Annotated in this window: 11 protein-coding genes; 4 read left to right on the top strand and 7 right to left on the bottom strand. The window is 65.3% G+C overall.

The genetic code is table 11. The annotated features are described in order from the left end of the window. Positions 1-83: 83 nt before the first annotated feature. A complete protein-coding gene (locus IB227_RS16195) occupies positions 84-2,831 on the top strand; it encodes a DUF11 domain-containing protein (RefSeq protein WP_192288237.1) in 2,748 nt (915 codons plus the stop codon). Between the two features lie 549 nt (positions 2,832-3,380). After that, positions 3,381-4,844 carry a PLP-dependent aminotransferase family protein gene (locus IB227_RS16190; RefSeq protein ID WP_192288236.1) on the top strand — a complete coding sequence of 488 codons (1,464 nt, stop codon included), beginning with the start codon at positions 3,381-3,383 and terminating at the stop codon, positions 4,842-4,844. Between the two features lie 9 nt (positions 4,845-4,853). Here IB227_RS16190 and IB227_RS16185 read toward each other — a convergent pair whose 3' ends face one another. From IB227_RS16185 to IB227_RS16175, 3 genes are all read right to left on the bottom strand, one after another. Continuing rightward, a complete protein-coding gene (locus IB227_RS16185) occupies positions 4,854-6,380 on the bottom strand; it encodes a hypothetical protein (RefSeq protein WP_192288235.1) in 1,527 nt (508 codons plus the stop codon). Between the two features lie 222 nt (positions 6,381-6,602). After that, a complete protein-coding gene (locus IB227_RS16180) occupies positions 6,603-8,120 on the bottom strand; it encodes a YifB family Mg chelatase-like AAA ATPase (protein ID WP_192288234.1) in 1,518 nt (505 codons plus the stop codon). Between the two features lie 10 nt (positions 8,121-8,130). After that, positions 8,131-8,388, bottom strand: a complete 258-nt coding sequence (locus IB227_RS16175) for an accessory factor UbiK family protein (protein ID WP_132862599.1) — start codon at positions 8,386-8,388, stop codon at positions 8,131-8,133. A 179-nt stretch (positions 8,389-8,567) separates the two neighbouring features. Here IB227_RS16175 and IB227_RS16170 point away from each other — a divergent pair, with 179 nt between their 5' ends. Continuing rightward, positions 8,568-8,906, top strand: a complete 339-nt coding sequence (locus IB227_RS16170) for a P-II family nitrogen regulator (RefSeq protein ID WP_057635941.1) — start codon at positions 8,568-8,570, stop codon at positions 8,904-8,906. Between the two features lie 125 nt (positions 8,907-9,031). Here the strand turns inward: IB227_RS16170 and IB227_RS16165 are convergent, their stop codons facing one another. Together IB227_RS16165 and speE are read right to left on the bottom strand one after the other, a co-directional pair. After that, complete coding sequence (locus IB227_RS16165; RefSeq protein WP_132862600.1) at positions 9,032-9,694, bottom strand: RIO1 family regulatory kinase/ATPase; 663 nt, start codon at positions 9,692-9,694, stop codon at positions 9,032-9,034. 266 nt (positions 9,695-9,960) lie between these two features. Next, the gene (gene speE / locus IB227_RS16160; RefSeq protein WP_192288233.1) at positions 9,961-10,818 is read right to left on the bottom strand and encodes a polyamine aminopropyltransferase; all 858 of its coding nucleotides are present in this window, start codon (positions 10,816-10,818) and stop codon (positions 9,961-9,963) included. A 234-nt stretch (positions 10,819-11,052) separates the two neighbouring features. Between speE and speA the strand changes: the two genes are divergently transcribed. Then, positions 11,053-12,942 carry an arginine decarboxylase gene (speA, locus tag IB227_RS16155; RefSeq protein ID WP_192288232.1) on the top strand — a complete coding sequence of 630 codons (1,890 nt, stop codon included), beginning with the start codon at positions 11,053-11,055 and terminating at the stop codon, positions 12,940-12,942. 670 nt (positions 12,943-13,612) lie between these two features. Here the strand turns inward: speA and IB227_RS16150 are convergent. Both IB227_RS16150 and IB227_RS16145 read right to left on the bottom strand, forming a co-directional pair. After that, positions 13,613-15,316 carry a LeoA/HP0731 family dynamin-like GTPase gene (locus IB227_RS16150; protein ID WP_192288231.1) on the bottom strand — a complete coding sequence of 568 codons (1,704 nt, stop codon included), beginning with the start codon at positions 15,314-15,316 and terminating at the stop codon, positions 13,613-13,615. Between the two features lie 12 nt (positions 15,317-15,328). Continuing rightward, positions 15,329-17,569, bottom strand: a complete 2,241-nt coding sequence (locus IB227_RS16145) for a hypothetical protein (protein WP_192288230.1) — start codon at positions 17,567-17,569, stop codon at positions 15,329-15,331. Between the last annotated feature and the right edge of the window lie 8 nt (positions 17,570-17,577).

The following is a 17,577-nucleotide window of genomic DNA, read 5'->3' as shown; positions in this document are numbered from 1 at the left end:
CCGTCATTGAACCAAACCAAGCGGCGCGCGCCTGGCCCGGTGGCCGGGTGCGACGCCAGAGAGTCATGGGGGACAGGATCTTGATGAGTTGGAAGAAAGCCATCGTGGTGGTGGCGGCCGGCGCACTGGCAGGCCACGTCGTGCCGGCCAAGGCGCAGTTCGTGGTCAATGCCAGCTTCCGGAACACCACCGCGCCAGGCTGGTCGATCCCGAAGGTGGACAACGCCAGCACCGTGGATGACAGCAACATCCTCACCGGCGGCTACGGCGCGATCTCCGATACCAACACCAACGATGCCAACGGCAGTGGCTGGCTGCGCCTGACCACCAAGCGGCAGAACCAGGCCGGCGTCAGCCTGTACACCGGTTCGGGCTTCCCGTCTTCCAGCGGCGTGCTGCTGGAGTTCGACTACGTCAGCTGGGGCGGCGTGGCATCCAATGGCGCCGATGGCATCAGTGCGTTCCTGTACGACGCCAACGGCAGCATGGCCGGCGCCAAGCCGGGCGCGAGCCTGGGCTTCTGCCACGGCAACGGTGGGTACCTGGCGGTGGCGCTGGACGAATTCGGCAACTTCTCCAGCGACGCACGGACGGTGACCGATGCCTGCACCGGCATCACGCCGCACGGCGCCACCCGCCAGCCGCAGAGCATCGCCATCCGTGGCCCGGTCGGCAGCGGCAACCCCTACGTGGCCGGCCTGACCCTGCCCGGTGGGCAGACCCTGGACGTGACCGGCGTGACCTCGCGCCCGACGACCAACCGGCGCGTGCGCCTGGTGCTGGTCCCCAAGGGCAGCGGCACCGGCTACCGGGTGAACGTGTTCTACGGCGCAACGCCGGAGACCATGACCCAGTTGATCAGCAACCAGGACTTCGCCTACGCGGCCCCGGCCAACCTGCGGTTGGGCTTTGGCGGCTCCACCGGCGGCTACGTCAACGTGCATGAGGTGCGCGAGGTGTTCGTGCGTGCCCCGGCCGACCTGGTGGTGACCAAGCAGGTGTCCACGCCGCAGGCCGCCAAGGGCGACCGGCTCAGCTACACCGTCACCCTGACCAACAAGGACATCAACGCCGTCGACGCGGGCAACCAGGCCCCGACGATCACCCCGGCCAACGCGGCGCTGTTCAGTGACAGCCTGCCCAGCCAGCTGCGCGACGCCACCTGGACCTGCAGCGCATCAAGCGGCTCGACCTGCCCGGCCGCCAGCGGCACCGGCAGCATCAGCACCAGCAACTACACGCTGGCCCCGGGCGGCGTGCTGACCTTCAGCATCACCGGTTACGTCACCGACAGCGCGCAGTGCAACGCCACCGTCAGCAACACCGCCGCGGCCGTGTTCCCGGCAAGCTCCGGTTTCTCGGACATGAACCCAGGCGACAACAGCGCCACCGCCAACTTCACCGTGCTCTGCCCGGCGCCGTTTGCCACGTGCCCCACCGATGCCTTCGTCACCCGTGACAGCAACCTCTACACCATGGACCTGAGCACCGGTGCCATGAGCCTGCTCGGCACCAGTGGCCCGCTGGCCAACAGCGGCGTCAACGGCATCGGCTTCCGCCAGCAGGACGGCTACCTGTGGGGCTACTACAAGGGCACCGGCGCCGGCGACGTGCCGCGGCTGGTGCGCATCGGCCAGAACGGCGTGGCCGACCTGCCGTTCGCCGCAGCGCCGAGCGGGCTGGGTTTCAGCGGACAATTCGTCGTCGCCGACATCCAGCCGGGGACCGGTTACTACGCCGCCGCCAACGCCGGCAGCCTCTATTACATCAACGTGGCCACCAACGCCGTGGTCGGCTCGCCGGTGGCCACGACCGCCTTCGCGCAGTCCTCGGACATGGCCTTCCACCCGACCGATGGCAACATCTACGGCGTCAACAACACCACGGGGGTGTTGTTCCGGGTCAACTCCGCCACGGGTGCCAAGGTGGACCTGCCGCTGGCGCTGCCGCTGACACCGGGCAGCGGTGGTTGGGGCGGCATCTTCTTCGACAGCGCGGGCACGATGTACGCCTACCGCTCGGGTGCGACCACGCCGCCGGGCCTGGTCTATCGGATCTTCAACGTCAGTGGCAGCGGCGGTGCGATGTTCTACGACGTGCTGGCACCCAATGCCCCCACCTCCAGCAACCTGGACGGCGCACGGTGCCCTGCCGCGCCGCCGCCGGCCCTGCCGCCGGTGATCGCGCTGAGCAAGACCACCACCGGCGCGACCGGTGGGCCGTTCTCCTTCGCGCTGACCAATACCCGCACCCATGCCAGCGGCCAGGTGACCACCACCACCGCCGGCACGCCGACGCAGGTGGACGCGGACGGCAACGCCGCCAACGGCGTGCAGCCCTACACGGTGGACGTGACCGCGCAGGCGGTGACCATCAGCGAGACGGTCGCCCCGGGCTGGCGGTTGGCGTCGGCGACCTGCCGGAACAGCCAGGGCACGGTGCTGGGCGCTCTCAACGGCAGCACCTACACGCTGCCGGCCGGCACGCTGGCCACCTCGCAGGTCTACCAGTGCGAGTTCGTCAACGAGCGCAGTGATGTCGACCTGTACATCACCAAGACCAACAACGCTGCCGCGGTGGTGCCGGGTACGCCGTTCGACTACACGCTGGTGATCGGCAACAAGGGGCCGCAGCCGGCGGACGGCGCGGTCGTGCGCGACCCGGCAGTGGCTGGCCTGGCGTGCAGTGCGTTGACCTGCACCAGCACTGGCGGCGCCAGCTGCCCGACACCGCTGACCGTGGCCGCGCTGCAGTCGACCACCGGCCTGACGATTCCCGGCCTGCCGAAGGACAGCAGCGTGGAGCTGAAGCTGCGTTGCAGCGCCGATTGAGCGCCACCGGCACCTGCGCATCGTGCGCAGGTGCCGACGTCCCGGTTGCAAGGCTGCGATGGGACGAAGCGATCCATTGCTGGATCTGTGCGCGGAAGCGCGCCTATCGCCGGCATCCGGCGTGCTTTGTTGATGCCGCTGGCGTGAAAGCCAGATGAAACCCTTATCGGGCCTTGCCGCGCTTTGTGGCAGGGCTGACACACGACGACATCGTGCATGGAGCGAGCGCCGTGCCGAGGGACGTTCAATGCGATGGCTGGATCGGTCCATGCAGATCCATGTCAGCACCGACATGTTCTGCAGGGTTTTCCACTGCGCCCGGCGCCGCATCTGGTACACATAAGAAGTCGCCTGTGCTGTCGCCCAACCGGGATGGAGCGTTGCGTTGCACGCTTCGCCCGGAGGTACAGTTTGCGACGACAGTAGCGGCGCGCTGCGATGCGGGCCCGATGCTTCAGGCATCCATGGACAGTCCGCTCGCCGACGGGCACACGCGTTGGGTCCGTCATCCCTGTGGCGCGATTGGACGCATCTGCCGTATGGACAACCATGACTGTCGACTACCCCCCTCTCTCCCTGGCTGAAAAAGTCGCCACCGATATCGGCCGGCAGATACTGGCCGGCGCGCTCAAGCCCGGTGACAAGCTTCCCTCCCTGCGCGAGTACGCCCGATTGAACGGCTACTCCAAGAACACCGTGATCGCCGCCTTCGATCTGCTCAGCGAGCGCGCCCTGGTCGAGCCACACCATGGCAAGGGCTTCTACGTGCGCGAAATGGCCGGGCTGGGGGAGCGCGATACCGAGGAGGATCCACCGGCCTACAACCAGGCCATCGACACCATCTGGCTGATGCGCCAGCAGGCGGTGCGCGAACCCGGTCGCGCGCATCTGGGCGAGGGCTTCCCGCCGGTGGAGTGGCTGATGGACATGCGCGTGGACCGCTTCCACCGGCATATCGTCCGCTCCGGCGTGGCCAACCTGTTCCGCTACGGCAACCGCTACGGTCACCTGCCGCTGCGCCAGCACCTGGTCCGCCGGCTGGCCGGCTACGGCATCGAGGTCGGCCCCCGGCAGGTGGTGACCACCTTCGGTGCCAACCACGCCCTGGACATCATCATCCGCTGCCACGTGCGTCCCGGCGACACGGTGCTGGTCGAGGAGCCGGGCTACCACCCGCTGTACGGCAAGCTGCGCCTGCAGGGGGCCAACCTGGTGGCGGTGCCGCGGCGCGCCGATGGCCCGGACCTGGCCGTGCTGGAGTCCATCCTGCAGCGGAACAAGGTGCGCCTGTTCTTCATGCAGTCGGTGGCCCACAACCCCACCGGCACCGATATCTCGGCCGACGTCGCGCAGCGCCTGGCCAAGCTCGCGGCCGCGCATGACCTGCTGGTCGTCGACAACGATGCGATGGCCGACTTCAAGGCCAACGCCACGCCGCGCGTATCGGCGATGGCACAGCTGAAGAACGTCATCTACGTCGGCAGTTTCTCCAAATCGGTGTCCGCCTCGCTGCGGGTGGGCTTCATCGCCGGCGACAAGGCCCACGTCGAGGAGCTGGCCGACATCAAGCTGCTGCTGCACCTGGGAGGCAGCGAGTACGCCGAGCGGGTGCTGGAGGCGATGCTGCGCGGGGGCAACTTCCTGCGCCACGTCAAACGCCTGCAGGATCGCGCCCGCGCGGCCACCACAAGGGGCCTGGAGGTGCTGCACGGCATGGGCGCCACCGTGTTCGCCGAACCGGCGCAGAGCCTGTACCTGTGGGCGCGCTTTGCCAACATCACCGACACCCACCAGTTGACCACGCGGTTGTTGTCGCGCGGCGTGGTGCTGGCCCCGGGCGCATTGTTCCAGCTGGATCCGGAACGGGTCTCGCCGTGGACGCGGTTGAACGTGGCCTACCTCAACGAGCCGGTGTTCGTGGACAGCCTCAACCAGGAGCTGGACCGGGCCGCGGGAACCGCGTCGCCGCTGGCACGCCCGGGGCTGTTCACGCCGCCGGAATGGGGCCGCTAGGCGCGGCCCTCACTGCCAGGCCGACAGGGACAGCTTCAGCTCGGCGGCGAAGCCCTTGGCCGAGCGCAGCGGCACCGAGAACACATCCGGTGCCTGCTGCACGATGCCGATCGCCTTGGTGCGCGCGGCGTCGAGCTCGGCCTCGTTCTTCGGCCCGCCGGCCCACTGGTCGTCGCTCCAGACATAGCGCAGGCGCCAGCCACCGCCATCGGCCGGCTTGGCGAACAGCACCAGCGTGTTGCGGAACAGGTGCTCGCCGGGGATGTGGTTCTTCAGGAACAGCGCGCCATCCACCTCGTAGCCGGCATTGCATACCGCCAGGTCGATGGAGAAGGCGATCTCGCTGCCGGCCATGATCCTGCCGCTGTCCAGGAACACCGAGAACAGCACCGGCGAGCGCGCCTCGCGGCTCACGCTGCCGTCGGCATTGAACATCTCGTCGTAGCTGCGCCGGATGGCGCACTGGTTGGCCTGCGTGCGCGAGGTCAGCTCGTAGGTATACGCACCGCGCGGGGCGACCGTGGACTCGATGTAGTAGGAGGACTGGATCTTCTTGCCCTTGCGGCGCGCGGCCTCGATCTCGGGCGGGAAGGGCAGGGCGGTGATGTCCAGCTGCGCCGTGGCGCAGGTATCGCCGAACAGGAAGCGCACCAGGTTCTGGTAGCCCTCCTCGGAATTGACGATGCCGAAGTAGCCACTGTGGCTGCGGTTGACGAAGGCGCGTGGCGCGCCTTCCACGTAGGCATTGGCGATGCGCACCAGGCCATCGCTCAACGCACCCACCGCGAACGAGGACAGGCCATGCGCGGCGGCGTAGTCGCGGCTGTTGGTGCCGATCAGGCAGAACATGCGTTGCGGCGGGAACTCCGCCTTGCCCAGCGTGTTGACCTTGTCCTTGGGCACCTTGAGGTACTTGCCCATATTGGTGCGGTTGAAGTTGTTCAGGTCATTGATCGACAGCAGGTTGGGCAGGTTGATCCCGCCGACCTCGATGCCGTTGTGCGGGGTGGCGTAGGTGAACACCTTGTCGACCATCGCACGGGTCTGTGCACTGGCCACCTCCGGGTTCTGCAGCAGGCAGCGGCAGATCAGCCCGCCCATCGAATGGGCGACCAGGTAGACGCGGAAGTCGCGGCGCATGGCGGCGTTGTTGCCGCAGACGCTGTCACGCAGTTCCTCGATGCGACGCCCCAGGCTGGTGGCGGCGTCGATGATGGACGGCGTCCGGCCATCGCCGAAGGCCGGGTCGGCCGGGTCGTAGTAGCGGTGAATGACGATGCAGCGCGGCGAGATGCGGTCGCGCCGTTCGGCCCCGAACTCGTACACGTCGCGGTAGTTGTGGTCCTTCATCAGCCGCACCAGCGGCGATTCGAAAACGAACTTCACCACCGAGCCGTCCTGCGCCTGGCGCATCTTGGTCGAGCCCGCCTCGAAACCCATGAACGGCGTGGACGTGGTTTCCACGATCTCGTCGCGGGTCATCGCATAGCCGCGCACGTAGATGATCGGGTAGTAGGGGCGTTCGATGCGTTCCATGGGACGGCTCCGTCGCTGCACGCGGGAATGGTGGGCGGATTGTTGGTCAGTTGCATGAATCGGGGAAGCGTCGCGTCTCACATGATCGCGTTTTCCCTGGCCCTCCCTGCACCGGGCGCGTCGTTGCGCAGGCCAATGCCGACCGTCACAGGCCCGCTTCCGCCCCTCCCGCAAGGGGTGGGGCCGTTGATCGCCCCTGACGGCCCAACGCCACAAGCAGGACTACTGCCGGTCTCCCGCCGCGCTCCCGCGATCCAGCTGCCGGTACCCGATCGCCTCGGTCAGGTGCGACCGTTCAATCGCAGCGGCCCCCGCCAGATCAGCGATGGTCCGTGCCACCCGGAGGATGCGATGCATCGAGCGCGCCGACAGCTGCAGCCGTTCCATCGCCTGTTCGAGCAGGTCGTGGTCGGCCGACTGCAACGTGCAATCGCGCAGGGTTTCCGATTGCCCCAGGTGCGCGTTGGCCTTGCCGGCCCGCGCCAGCTGCCGGTGACGTGCCTGCATCACCCGCGCACGCACGGTCGCGCTGTCCTCGCCCGGTGGTGCATCGCCGCGCAGTTCCGCCGGCGGCAGGCGCGGCACCTGCAGGTGCAGGTCGATGCGGTCCAGCAGCGGTCCGGAGATACGCGCCCGGTAGCGGCGGATGGCATCCAGCGGGCACCGGCAGCGGCCACTGGCATCCCCCACCCAGCCGCATGGGCACGGGTTCATCGCGGCGACGAGCTGGAACCGCGCCGGAAATTCCAGGCTGCGCGCCGCCCGCGACACGGTGACCGTGCCCGACTCCAGCGGTTCGCGCAGTACCTCCAGCGCCTGGCGGTTCCATTCCGGTAGTTCGTCCAGGAACAGGACGCCGTTGTGCGCGAGCGAGATCTCGCCCGGGCGCGGGTGCGACCCACCACCCACCAGCGCCACCGCGCTGGCGGTGTGGTGCGGGGATCGAAACGGGCGCTGGCGCCAGTGCGCAGGATCGAAGCCACGCCCGCTCAACGAGGCGACCGCCGCGGTCTCCAGGGCCTCGGCTTCGCTGGCATCGGGCAGGATGCCGGGCAGGCGTGAGGCCAGCAGCGTCTTGCCGCAGCCTGGCGAACCCAGCATCAGCAGGTGGTGGCTGCCGGCGGCGGCGATCTCCAGGGCACGTCGCGCCTGCTGCTGGCCGCGCACATCGGCCAGGTCCGGCTGTGGCGAAGGCGTGGCCATCGGCACGCTTGCCTCCGGCAACGCCTTGGCGCCGCTCACGCCGGCGCAGACCTCCAGCAGGGTGCGGGCCACCTTCACCTGCGCATGCCGCGCCAGCCCCGCTTCGGCGGCATTGCCTTCGGCGACCACCAGCGTGCGCTGCGCCTGCGCGGCGGCAATCGCCGCGGGCAACGCGCCGTCGACCGCGCGCAGCTCGCCGGTCAGCGCCAACTCGCCGATGAACTCGTGTTCGGCCAGCGCGTTGCGGTCGATCTGGCCGCTGGCGGCGAGGATGCCCAGGGCGATCGGCAGGTCGAAGCGGCCGCCGTCCTTGGGCAGGTCGGCCGGTGCCAGGTTGATGGTGATGCGCCGCGCGGGATACTCGAACTGCGCGCAGAGCAGGGCGGCGCGCACGCGGTCACGCGATTCGCGCACGGCGGCCTCGGGCAGGCCGACGATCTGGGTCGAAGGCAGGCCACCGGACAGGTGGACCTCCACCCGTACCGGGGGCGCGTGCACACCCGCGCGGGCGCGGCTGTGCACCAGCGCCAGGCTCATCGGGCCCGGCTCAGGCGGACGGGGTGTCGGTGCGGCTTTCCAATGCGGAGACGGCCTGTTCCAGCGCCTCGAGCTTCTCGCGGGTGCGCAGCAGCACGGCGCGCTGCACCTCGAACTCCTCGCGGGTCACCAGGTCCAGTTTGCCCAGGCCGGCCTGCAGGGCGCTCTTGAAGGTGGCCTGCAGCTCCTCGCGCGATTGACGCAGGCCCGGCGGTACCAGGTCGCTCAGGCGACGGGCGAGTTCGTCGATGTGGTTCAGGTCGATCATGGTGGGTCTCCGCAGGAATTGGCCGAGCCTAGTGGGTCGGCGGCGTGCGGCGCATCGGGGTCCGTTATGGCAGGCGGTAAGGATAGTCCGTAATGCCCATGCCGGCACCTTGGCCGGGGTGGCCAAGCGCACCGGCGTAGAGGGTATCCTTCGGACAGATAACCCGAGGGAAGCGACCGATGAAGATGATCATGGCCATCGTCAAGCCGTTCAAACTGGACGATGTGCGTGAAGCGCTGGCCGAGCGTGGCGTGGCCGGCATCACCGTCACCGAGGTGAAGGGGTTTGGCCGGCAGAAGGGCCACACCGAGCTCTATCGCGGTGCTGAGTACGTGGTCGACTTCCTGCCCAAGGTGAAGATCGAGGTGGCGGTCACCGACGCCCAGGCCGACGAAGTGGTCGAAGCCATCGTCAAGGCCGCCGGTACCGGCAAGATCGGCGACGGCAAGGTGTTCGTCTACGACCTGGGCAGCGTGGTGCGCATCCGCACCGGCGAAGTGGACGCCGACGCACTCTGAGCCGCCGCGCAGGCCGGGACGCCATCCCGGCAGTGCACATCGCCGGGGAGAGGGCTCCGGCTCCCGGTTCCGCCCGGAACCAACGCATCAGGCCCCATCACGCCAGGCCTGCACGCCCCGCGTGGTCACTCCTGGCCCTTGATCCGCCGGTACAGGCGCTTCCACGTACCGCGAATGGCCTGCACCCATCCCGGCTCGGCCAGCAGGGCCACCTGTTCGGCGCTTGGCCGCTGGCCGGTCAGGCGCTGGCGCATCTTCACCAGGTTCTTCATGTCGCTGCGGCGCAGCTGGCGGCTGATCGGCCCGTTGCGCAACCAGCGCGGCGAGCGCCACGCCGAGGTGAAATCCAGCAGCACCGGCACGCCGGCGCTGACCACCACGTTGGTGCCATGCAGGTCGTTGTGGGTGATGCCGGCGGCATGCAGGCGGCCGAGCGCGTTCTGCAGCTGGTCGAAGACTTCCTGGGTGACGCCCTGCACGCCGGCGCTGAGGGTATCGCCGGGGATGAACTCCATGCCCAGCGCCAGGCCGCCCAGGGTGCCCAGCAGCGCCGGCGCATGTTTCCAGCCCTTCAGGCGTTCCAGTACCCGGGCCTCGCGGCGGACCAGCAGGCGCGCGACCGGCGCCAGCGGCGTGCCACGGTAGCGGCGGTAATCCTTGACCACGGCCGGCCGGCCATCGAGCTCGGTGCGGTAGACGTCGGGCTCGAGCAGGCGTTCGCCGCGCTTGAGCAGGTTGGGGGTGGGGACGACGGCATGTTCACCGTCAAAGGCGGGCAGGGAATTCATGGCAGACCTTCCTGACGCGGCGTGGGCGCGGAAAGCGTCGTGAACTGCCGGTCTTCGGGGTGATTCGTGTTGAGTGGCCGAATTATAAAACTGAACAGTCCACGAATTGCTGAATGTAAAAAAAATGTAGGAATCGCGTGACGGAAAGGATCGTTGCGCTGGTTGGCTTGCAACACTGCCGGGCCTTTGCGCTCGCCATCGCCACAAACGAAAAACCCCGCGCCTTGCGGGCGCGGGGTTGGGTCACCACGGCGGGCCTGGGTGGCTTACTCGCCCAGTGCCTTGGCCACGAACGGCGGGCTGACCAGCACGCCGGTATGCAGCGGGGCGGTGTAGTACAGCGTGTCGAACGGCTTGGCGGCCGCATCGGCCTCACGGAAGCCGAAGCCGAAGCCGGCCTGCTTGCTGGCCACGGTCACCGACCACCAGCCGGTCGGGTAGCACGGCTGCGGGAACGGCAGGGTCTTGAACGACTGGAAGCCGGCCTTGCCCATCTCCGCGCGCATGTCCTTGATCAGGTCCAGCAGCGCCAGCGGCGACTCGCTCTGCTGCACCAGCAGGCCGTCGTCCTTCAGGGCACGGAAGCAGCTTTCGAAGAACGCCTTGTTGAACAGGCCTTCGGCCGGGCCGACCGGGTCGGTGGAGTCCACGATCACCACGTCCACGCTGCCCGGGGCGCAGTTGGCCATGTAGGCCACGCCGTCGTCGAACAGCAGCTCGGCGCGCGCGTCACCGTTGGATTCGCACAGTTCCGGGAAGTACTTCTCGGCCATGCGGGTGACCTGCTCGTCGATGTCGCACTGGGTGGCGCTCTCCACGCCCGGGTGCTTGAGCACCTCGCGCAGGGTGCCGCAGTCGCCGCCGCCGATGATCACCACGCGCTTGGGCGCGGTGTGGGTGAACAGCACCGGGTGGCTGATCATCTCGTGGTAGAAGAAGTTGTCCTTGGTGGTCAGCATCATGGCGCCGTCGATGACCATCAACTTGCCCCAGTCGGTGCTGTCGTAGATCTCGATCTTCTGGAACGGCGACTGCACTTCGTCCAGCTTGCCGGTGATGCGGAAACCAATGGCCGAGCCGGTCGGCTGGAAGTGTTCGATGAACCAGTTTTCGTTGGAGGTCATGATGATTCCTGGGTGCTGGGGCTGTCCTCCTCCCACCGGGAGAAGGTGCCCCGAAGGGGCGGATGAGGGTAAGGGCGAAGCCTGTCATAGTCAGGTTTCACGCTTACTCTCACCCCCGATCCCTCTCCCGGGCAGAGAGAGGAAGTGGCGCGGGCGCGGATTGTAACGGACCGGTGCCCCGCTGGCGTTAGAATGCGCGTCCTTATTTATCCACAGCCGAGAGTTGCTACGCCGATGAGCGATTGGTCCCTCGAACAGGCCCGCAAAACCTATTCGATCCCGCACTGGTCCGATGGTTATTTTGACGTCGATGCCGCAGGGCATGTCGTGGTCCGCCCCGCCGGTAGCGCGGGCGTCACCGTTTCCCTGCCGCAGATCGTCGATTCGGCCCGTGCCGCAGGCGCCAAGTTGCCGCTGCTGGTGCGCTTCCCGGACATCCTGGGCGAGCGCCTGGGCAAGCTGCAGGCGGCCTTCGCCCAGGCCCAGGCGGACTGGGACTACGCCGGCGGCTATACCGCGGTGTACCCGATCAAGGTCAACCAGCACCGTGGCGTGGCCGGCACCCTGGCCAGCCACCACGGCGAGGGCTTCGGCCTGGAAGCCGGCTCCAAGCCGGAGCTGATGGCGGTGCTGGCGCTGAGCCGGCCGGGCGGGCTGATCGTCTGCAACGGCTACAAGGACCGCGAATACATCCGCCTGGCGCTGATCGGCCGCAAGCTCGGCCTGCAGACCTACATCGTCATCGAGAAGCCCTCCGAGCTGAAGCTGGTGCTGGAGGAGTCCAAGGCACTGGACGTGAAGCCGGGCTTGGGCGTGCGCATGCGCCTGGCCTCGCTGGGCGCCGGCAAGTGGCAGAACAGCGGCGGCGACAAGGCCAAGTTCGGGTTGTCGCCGCGGCAGCTGCTGGACCTGTGGAAGTCGCTGCGTGACACCGAGTACGCCGATTGCCTGAACCTGCTGCATTTCCACATGGGCAGCCAGATCAGCAACGTGCGCGACATCGCCAACGGCATGCGCGAGGCCACCCGCTACTTCGTCGAGCTCTCGCGCCTGGGCGCGAAGATCAGCCACGTCGACGTCGGCGGTGGCCTGGGCATCGACTACGAAGGCACCCGCTCGCGCAGCTACTGCTCGATCAACTACGGCCTGAACGCGTACGCCAGCAACATCGTGCAGCCGCTGGCCGAGGCCTGCGAGGAACACGCGCTGACCCCGCCGCGCATCATCACCGAGTGCGGCCGCGCGATGACCGCCCACCACGCGGTGCTGATCGCCAACGTGTCCGAAGTGGAGCAGGCCGCCGAAGGCCGCATCCCCGAGGCGCACGACGATGAGCCGGCCGCGGTCCGCCACCTGCGCGAGATCCATGACGAGCTGGACCAGCGTCCGGCGGTGGAGCTGTTCCAGGAGGCCCAGCACTTCCACGCCGAAGGCCTGAGCGCCTATGCGTTGGGCCAGATCGACCTGCCGCAGCGGGCGCGCATCGACGACCTGTTCTACGCGATCGCCCACGGCGTGCGTGCGCGCCTGAGCTACGACGAGAAGAGCCACCGCCCGGCGCTGGATGAGTTGAACGAGCGCCTGGTCGACAAGTATTTCGTCAACTTCAGCGTGTTCGAGTCGATCCCCGATGCCTGGGCCATCGACCAGGTGTTCCCGATCGTGCCGATCGAACGCCTGAACGAGCGCCCGGACCGCCGCGGCGTAATCGCCGACATGACCTGCGACTCCGATGGCATGGTCAAGACCTACGTCGAGAACGAGAGCCTGGACAGCTCGCTACCGCTGCACGCGGTGCGCCACGGCGAGAGCTACCGCATCGGCTTCTTCCTGGTCGGCGCCTACCAGGAAATCCTCGGCGACATCCACAACCTGTTCGGCGACACCGACGCGGTGGAAGTGGTGGCCGACGCCGATGGTTACTCGATCACCCAGCAGCGTCGCGGTGACACCACCGACGTGATGCTGGACTACGTGGGCTACAGCCTGGCGGATCTGCGCGCCTCGTACCGCGAGCGTGTAGCGGCGGCAAATCTGCCGGCCGAGCGCGCAGCAGAGCTGGACGCCGCACTGGAAGCAGGCCTGACCGGCTACACGTATCTGTCGGATGAGCCGCTGGGTTGAGTGGATGCGTTGCATGGCTGCCGGCATTGGCCGGCAGCCGATCTTGCGCCCCGGCCTTCCATAACGGGTATCGACTTCCGCAACCCCAGCCGCGCCGGCCACAACAGCCGCCAGTGATATGGGGTGGGGCGTACCGTTGCCGCCTGTCCCGCATCGTGCAGCCTCAGTAGGATTGGCACGGGAGCTGCGACCAATCACCGCTGCGTCAGGATTTTCGCCAGTTGCGCCAGCCGCGTAGCGGCCATTTCCACTGTATTGGCGTGACGTGACTCCACCGCGCCATCACAGCGCGGGCAGCTATCAAAGTGATCGAAACCGGGAACGCGGCAGTCACTGACTGGGCCGGGGAGGGTGTACTTCCAGCCACAGGCACGGCAGGCGAAAGTACGCGGTGGTGATGACCAAGCCATAGCGTTCTTCTCAGCCTCTCTGCAGGCCGTCATGCAGGGTTTCCAGATACTTGGCCAGGCCGAACAGGGCAAAACCGTAAACCACTACGCCACCGATTACCTTGAACATGACAGTCTCCCTTGGTTGGAAAAGCCCGCCCCCGGTATGGGAGCGGTGTAGAGAGAGGATGCAAGAGCGAGGCGACAGTTCATGTCGTGATCACTCGTATACATTGAGCGCCAAGAGCGGCGATGGTGGTAGTTGAGGATTGTTCCGTTGCTCACCCTGCGCGCAGTCGCTTGTACTCGCCCTTCAGTATGTCCGCCTGCTGGTGCCAGCTGTTGAAACGGTGCTGGCGCGACGACATCTCGTCCAAGGCAGATTTCAGTGAGCGCAGCACCTCATGGAGATCACGTAGATCCGGGAAATAGGTGCGGACGAACTGGCTTTCGCCGCCAACCCCGTCAAGCTCGTCGTTGAGCAACTTTCGTTGCTTTACGAGCGTCGCTACGAGCTCTTCCACCCCCTCTTTGAACTTCCTTTCCTTTTCGATTTTCTGGTAAGAATCCCAAACCTCCATCGCGATCCCAAGGCCGGCAAGTGCTCCATTGACGCCGCCAGCAAGTTTGTGGGCGCCCCAGGGGGCGAACTTGAGGTTTTTTCCTAGGTCTACGCCGACCATCTTGCCTGCCGAGACTACGCCATCGCGCATCATCAGGATGGACTTGTTGTTGATTACTTTGGAGTCCAGCAGATACTTGACGCCTTGCTGGCCAAATGAGGAAACAACCGTGTTGAAGTGATTGATTTCTTCCACGAAGCTTCCCTGTACCGACTCGAGGTTGAGCTTCGCTGTGCGTAGTGACTTGGAGTACTCGTCCTGAAGACGCATACGGATGATGATGCCTTCATCGCCAATTTCTCGTTCAAAGAACGTGGGCCAAGTCTGCATGTCTGCGCCCTGGGCCTGGATTATAAGGTCTGCGAAGTACTGAGCCAGAAAGCGACGGATCTGCTCCTCCACCTCCGATGCCTGCTCTTCGGTCGCCTTCAATTGTCCCGAGAGATCCTGAATGGTATCGGTCAGGCGTTCCACTTCAGCGTTGATTAGCTGACCACGCTCGATAGCAATCGGCAAATGCTTACTGAGAACGTCACCGATGATGGCCATACGGGTGTCGGCGACCAGGCGTTCGGTGCCGCCGCTGGATTGAATTCGACCTGCCGTGGCCTGCTGCAAGGTGACGATCCGCGAAAGCTGGCGATGCTGATCCTGGTTGACCAGCCAGTATTCGATGCCCTGTTCATAGGGGTTTGCCGAGACCGCAACGATGCTCAGCGCATCGATCTCGCTCGGAGACAGTACAATCAGCTCTGCAAGGCGCTGTCGTACTGCCCCACGCTTTACTTCCAGCAAACGCTGGTACTCGCCCTCGTCCTCTAGATCGGCGACAGCATCGAAGCGACTGAGCACGAACACAGTCCGGGGCAGCAGTGCGAGGTCACGGAAAAGCCACGTTAGTTCGGTCTTGTGGCTCTCCTTAATCGGATTGGTCGGGTCCATCACGTACAGGACAAGATTGGCCTCACTGATGTACTTGCGTGTGAGTTCCTTGTAGGTCTCACCATCAATCTCGCGCTCGCCGAAGAGCCCGGGTGTATCCACGAGCAACAGATCATCGCCAACCGGATACTCAAGTACGTGGTCGGTCGATTCCTTCTGTGAGATTTTCATGCCCTCCCGGTCCAAGCGGTTCATCCAGGCAGCTGCGATGGACGTCTTGCCTTCGGAGAAGCCTCCTACCAATGCAACCTTCAGTCGCTCCCCGGAGATCGCTTTAATCGCAGATTCGAGCTTCTGCTCGAATGCATTATCCATCGTCACCCCGAAATCTTCACCGGACTTCAGGAACGAAAGCAGATCCTGCAGAATGTCTACAGCGCGGCTTTGCTGGGCTTTGAAACTCTCAAGCGTGGTATCCATTGTGATAATCCTTTATGCCAACGTGGTTTCAATTCTGGAGGTCAATGCATCCAGTCGAGTGGTAGAAAGTCTGAGGATGGACGCTTTTGCCTTGATTGCACGCTGGGGGATGCTGAGGCGATTTTTCGCATCAACGCAAGCCACATCAAGTGCGGCCATGATGTCGCGCTCGCTGTTTTCCAGGTCTTCGGTCAGTGACGACCTTGCCTTGAGCAGGTTTTCATCAACGGCCTTGCGTTGTTGTGCCTTCTTGAAGTCTTCATCGATCAAGCTCCACAGGGCCTTGGCAAAACTTATGGCGATGCCAATAGCGCTGATTGTGACGAGTACCCAGCCCGGTGGGCCAGCAAAGGCCAACAGTGCTGTACTGATGCCCGATGTCACAAGACCGATGACACTGATGCCATTGTCAATTTTCAGGTCAAGTGAGAAACCTGTGACCGAGGATTGGCGCATTTTTCCACTGGCAATTTCGCCAAGATCCTTCAGATGCTTCTGCAGCCGCTCGGTGGTCTTGGCAATCGACTCCTGGAATGCCGTCATGGATTTCTGGGAGGCCTTGGCAAGATCTTCCGACAGCAGGACCGCATGCCTGTTCATGGAGTCCTCCAGCTTCGATTTCAGTGATTCATTGCTGATGCCATCGTTGATGAGCCCGTACACCTCGTTGCGTGCACCTGTCTCGAATGTGCGCAATGCATTGGAGGCATCGCTGCGCAGACTGCAGCGCAGCCTGCTGGCAGCCATGTCAACATGGCCTTGTGCAGCCTTGGTCTCGGTGATTACCTTGCGCGCGTGTGACTCCAGGCTGGTGGCGTGGCGGTCAAGTTCTTCGACAACGCTGCGTAGCGACTGGTTGGCCTTGAATACGTTGGCTTGCCGAATCTTCCGTGGTGCATCGACTGCCATGCTGGTCAGATGGTCTGCCATTGCTGCAAACCCGGTCTTTTCCAGAAGCTGGGGAGCATCGAACTCGGCCAGGAATTTCGCTCTGGCGCCGCTTCGATCCAGAGCTGCATCAGGCAGGGCTTCTGATGGCGGCAAACGATCAGCAAGTGCAAGGAACGCAGGGTACGCACTGACCGGCAGGACGCCTTTGTAGTTGCTCGCTAGCGCGTCGCTCAAGCCCTTGTCCAGATCCAGCATGCCATCGGCATCGTTGGCGAACAGGTTGGCAGCGTTGCGCAGCGGCATGGTGGCAGTCACGCGCTTGTTGAAGACCGCCCAGACCTCGGTCTGCGGCCCTAGGTGGCGTTTGATCTTTTCCAGCGTGCCGTCTTCCTTGTCGCCGTGCTGTGGGCGTGCGGCCTTGCCAGTGACATAGAACACGGCGTGCGCGGTCTGTACGGCACGGTCGATATGCGCTTTCACGCCTGCTTCGCCGCCTTCGATGCCAGGTACATCCAGCAGCACGATCGGCGCCCCGCCGTTATCGAAGACATAGCGCTGCGTTTCACGGGTGAAGTCGGGGCGACCGTCACCAATGATCGCGCCATCAGCGTGCTCCACAAGCAGCGGCAGCGAGCGCAGGCGACGGCCTAGCTCGTCCTCTGCACTGGCCAGCACCGCATCGGCAGCCGCCTTCTCATTTTCAAGCTGCTGACGCTCTTGCGTGTGGCGCGTGCGGAGGTCATCCAAACGCGCCTGCAGCGCGACCGTCGCGGCTGCCTGGGGATCGGGCTTGAACATACCCAGCATCCGCTGCCACCATGTGCGACCGGCCACGGCAAGCGCCACGGCCTGCTTCTGCTCATTCACTTCCAGCTCGAGCGCATGCAGTTGGCTCTGCGCCTGCGTTTCCAGCTCCGTGCTACGCTGCACTGCCGTGGCAGCCGATTCGCGGGCGATGGTGATGGATCTTCGCGTCGCCTCGATTGAGGCCTCGTCCAGACCGTGCGATGCCTTCAGCGCGTCGTACCGGCGGCGCTGCTCACGCTTCTCTGCTTCGCCCAGATGAATCCGCAGCGATTCGATGATGGTGGACTTTCCTGCGTTGGTTTCGCCGTAGAGGGCAACGGTGAAGTCCTTCCAGTCAGCCGAGGTGCGGAGTTCCTCCTGCTTGGCTGCAACGCGGGCCTGCATCAGGTTCAGCGCAGCGATGATCTCACTCTGCACCGATTCATCGTCTGCATCAGCATTCTGCGTTTCAAGCGCACATATAACATCCCGCACACCCTGAGTCACATAGCTGTAGATCTGCTCGGGCGACCCGGCATCCAAGTCGACAGCATGCCCAAAATCGTTAGAGCGCATGGTGTGTG

Origin of the sequence: Stenotrophomonas sp. STM01 (genome assembly GCF_014852135.1) — a bacterium.
In the GTDB taxonomy this organism is placed as follows: Bacteria; Pseudomonadota; Gammaproteobacteria; order Xanthomonadales; family Xanthomonadaceae; genus Stenotrophomonas; species Stenotrophomonas capsici.
Note: the sequence above shows the minus strand (reverse complement) of the source record. Positions and strands in the feature narration are given on the sequence as shown.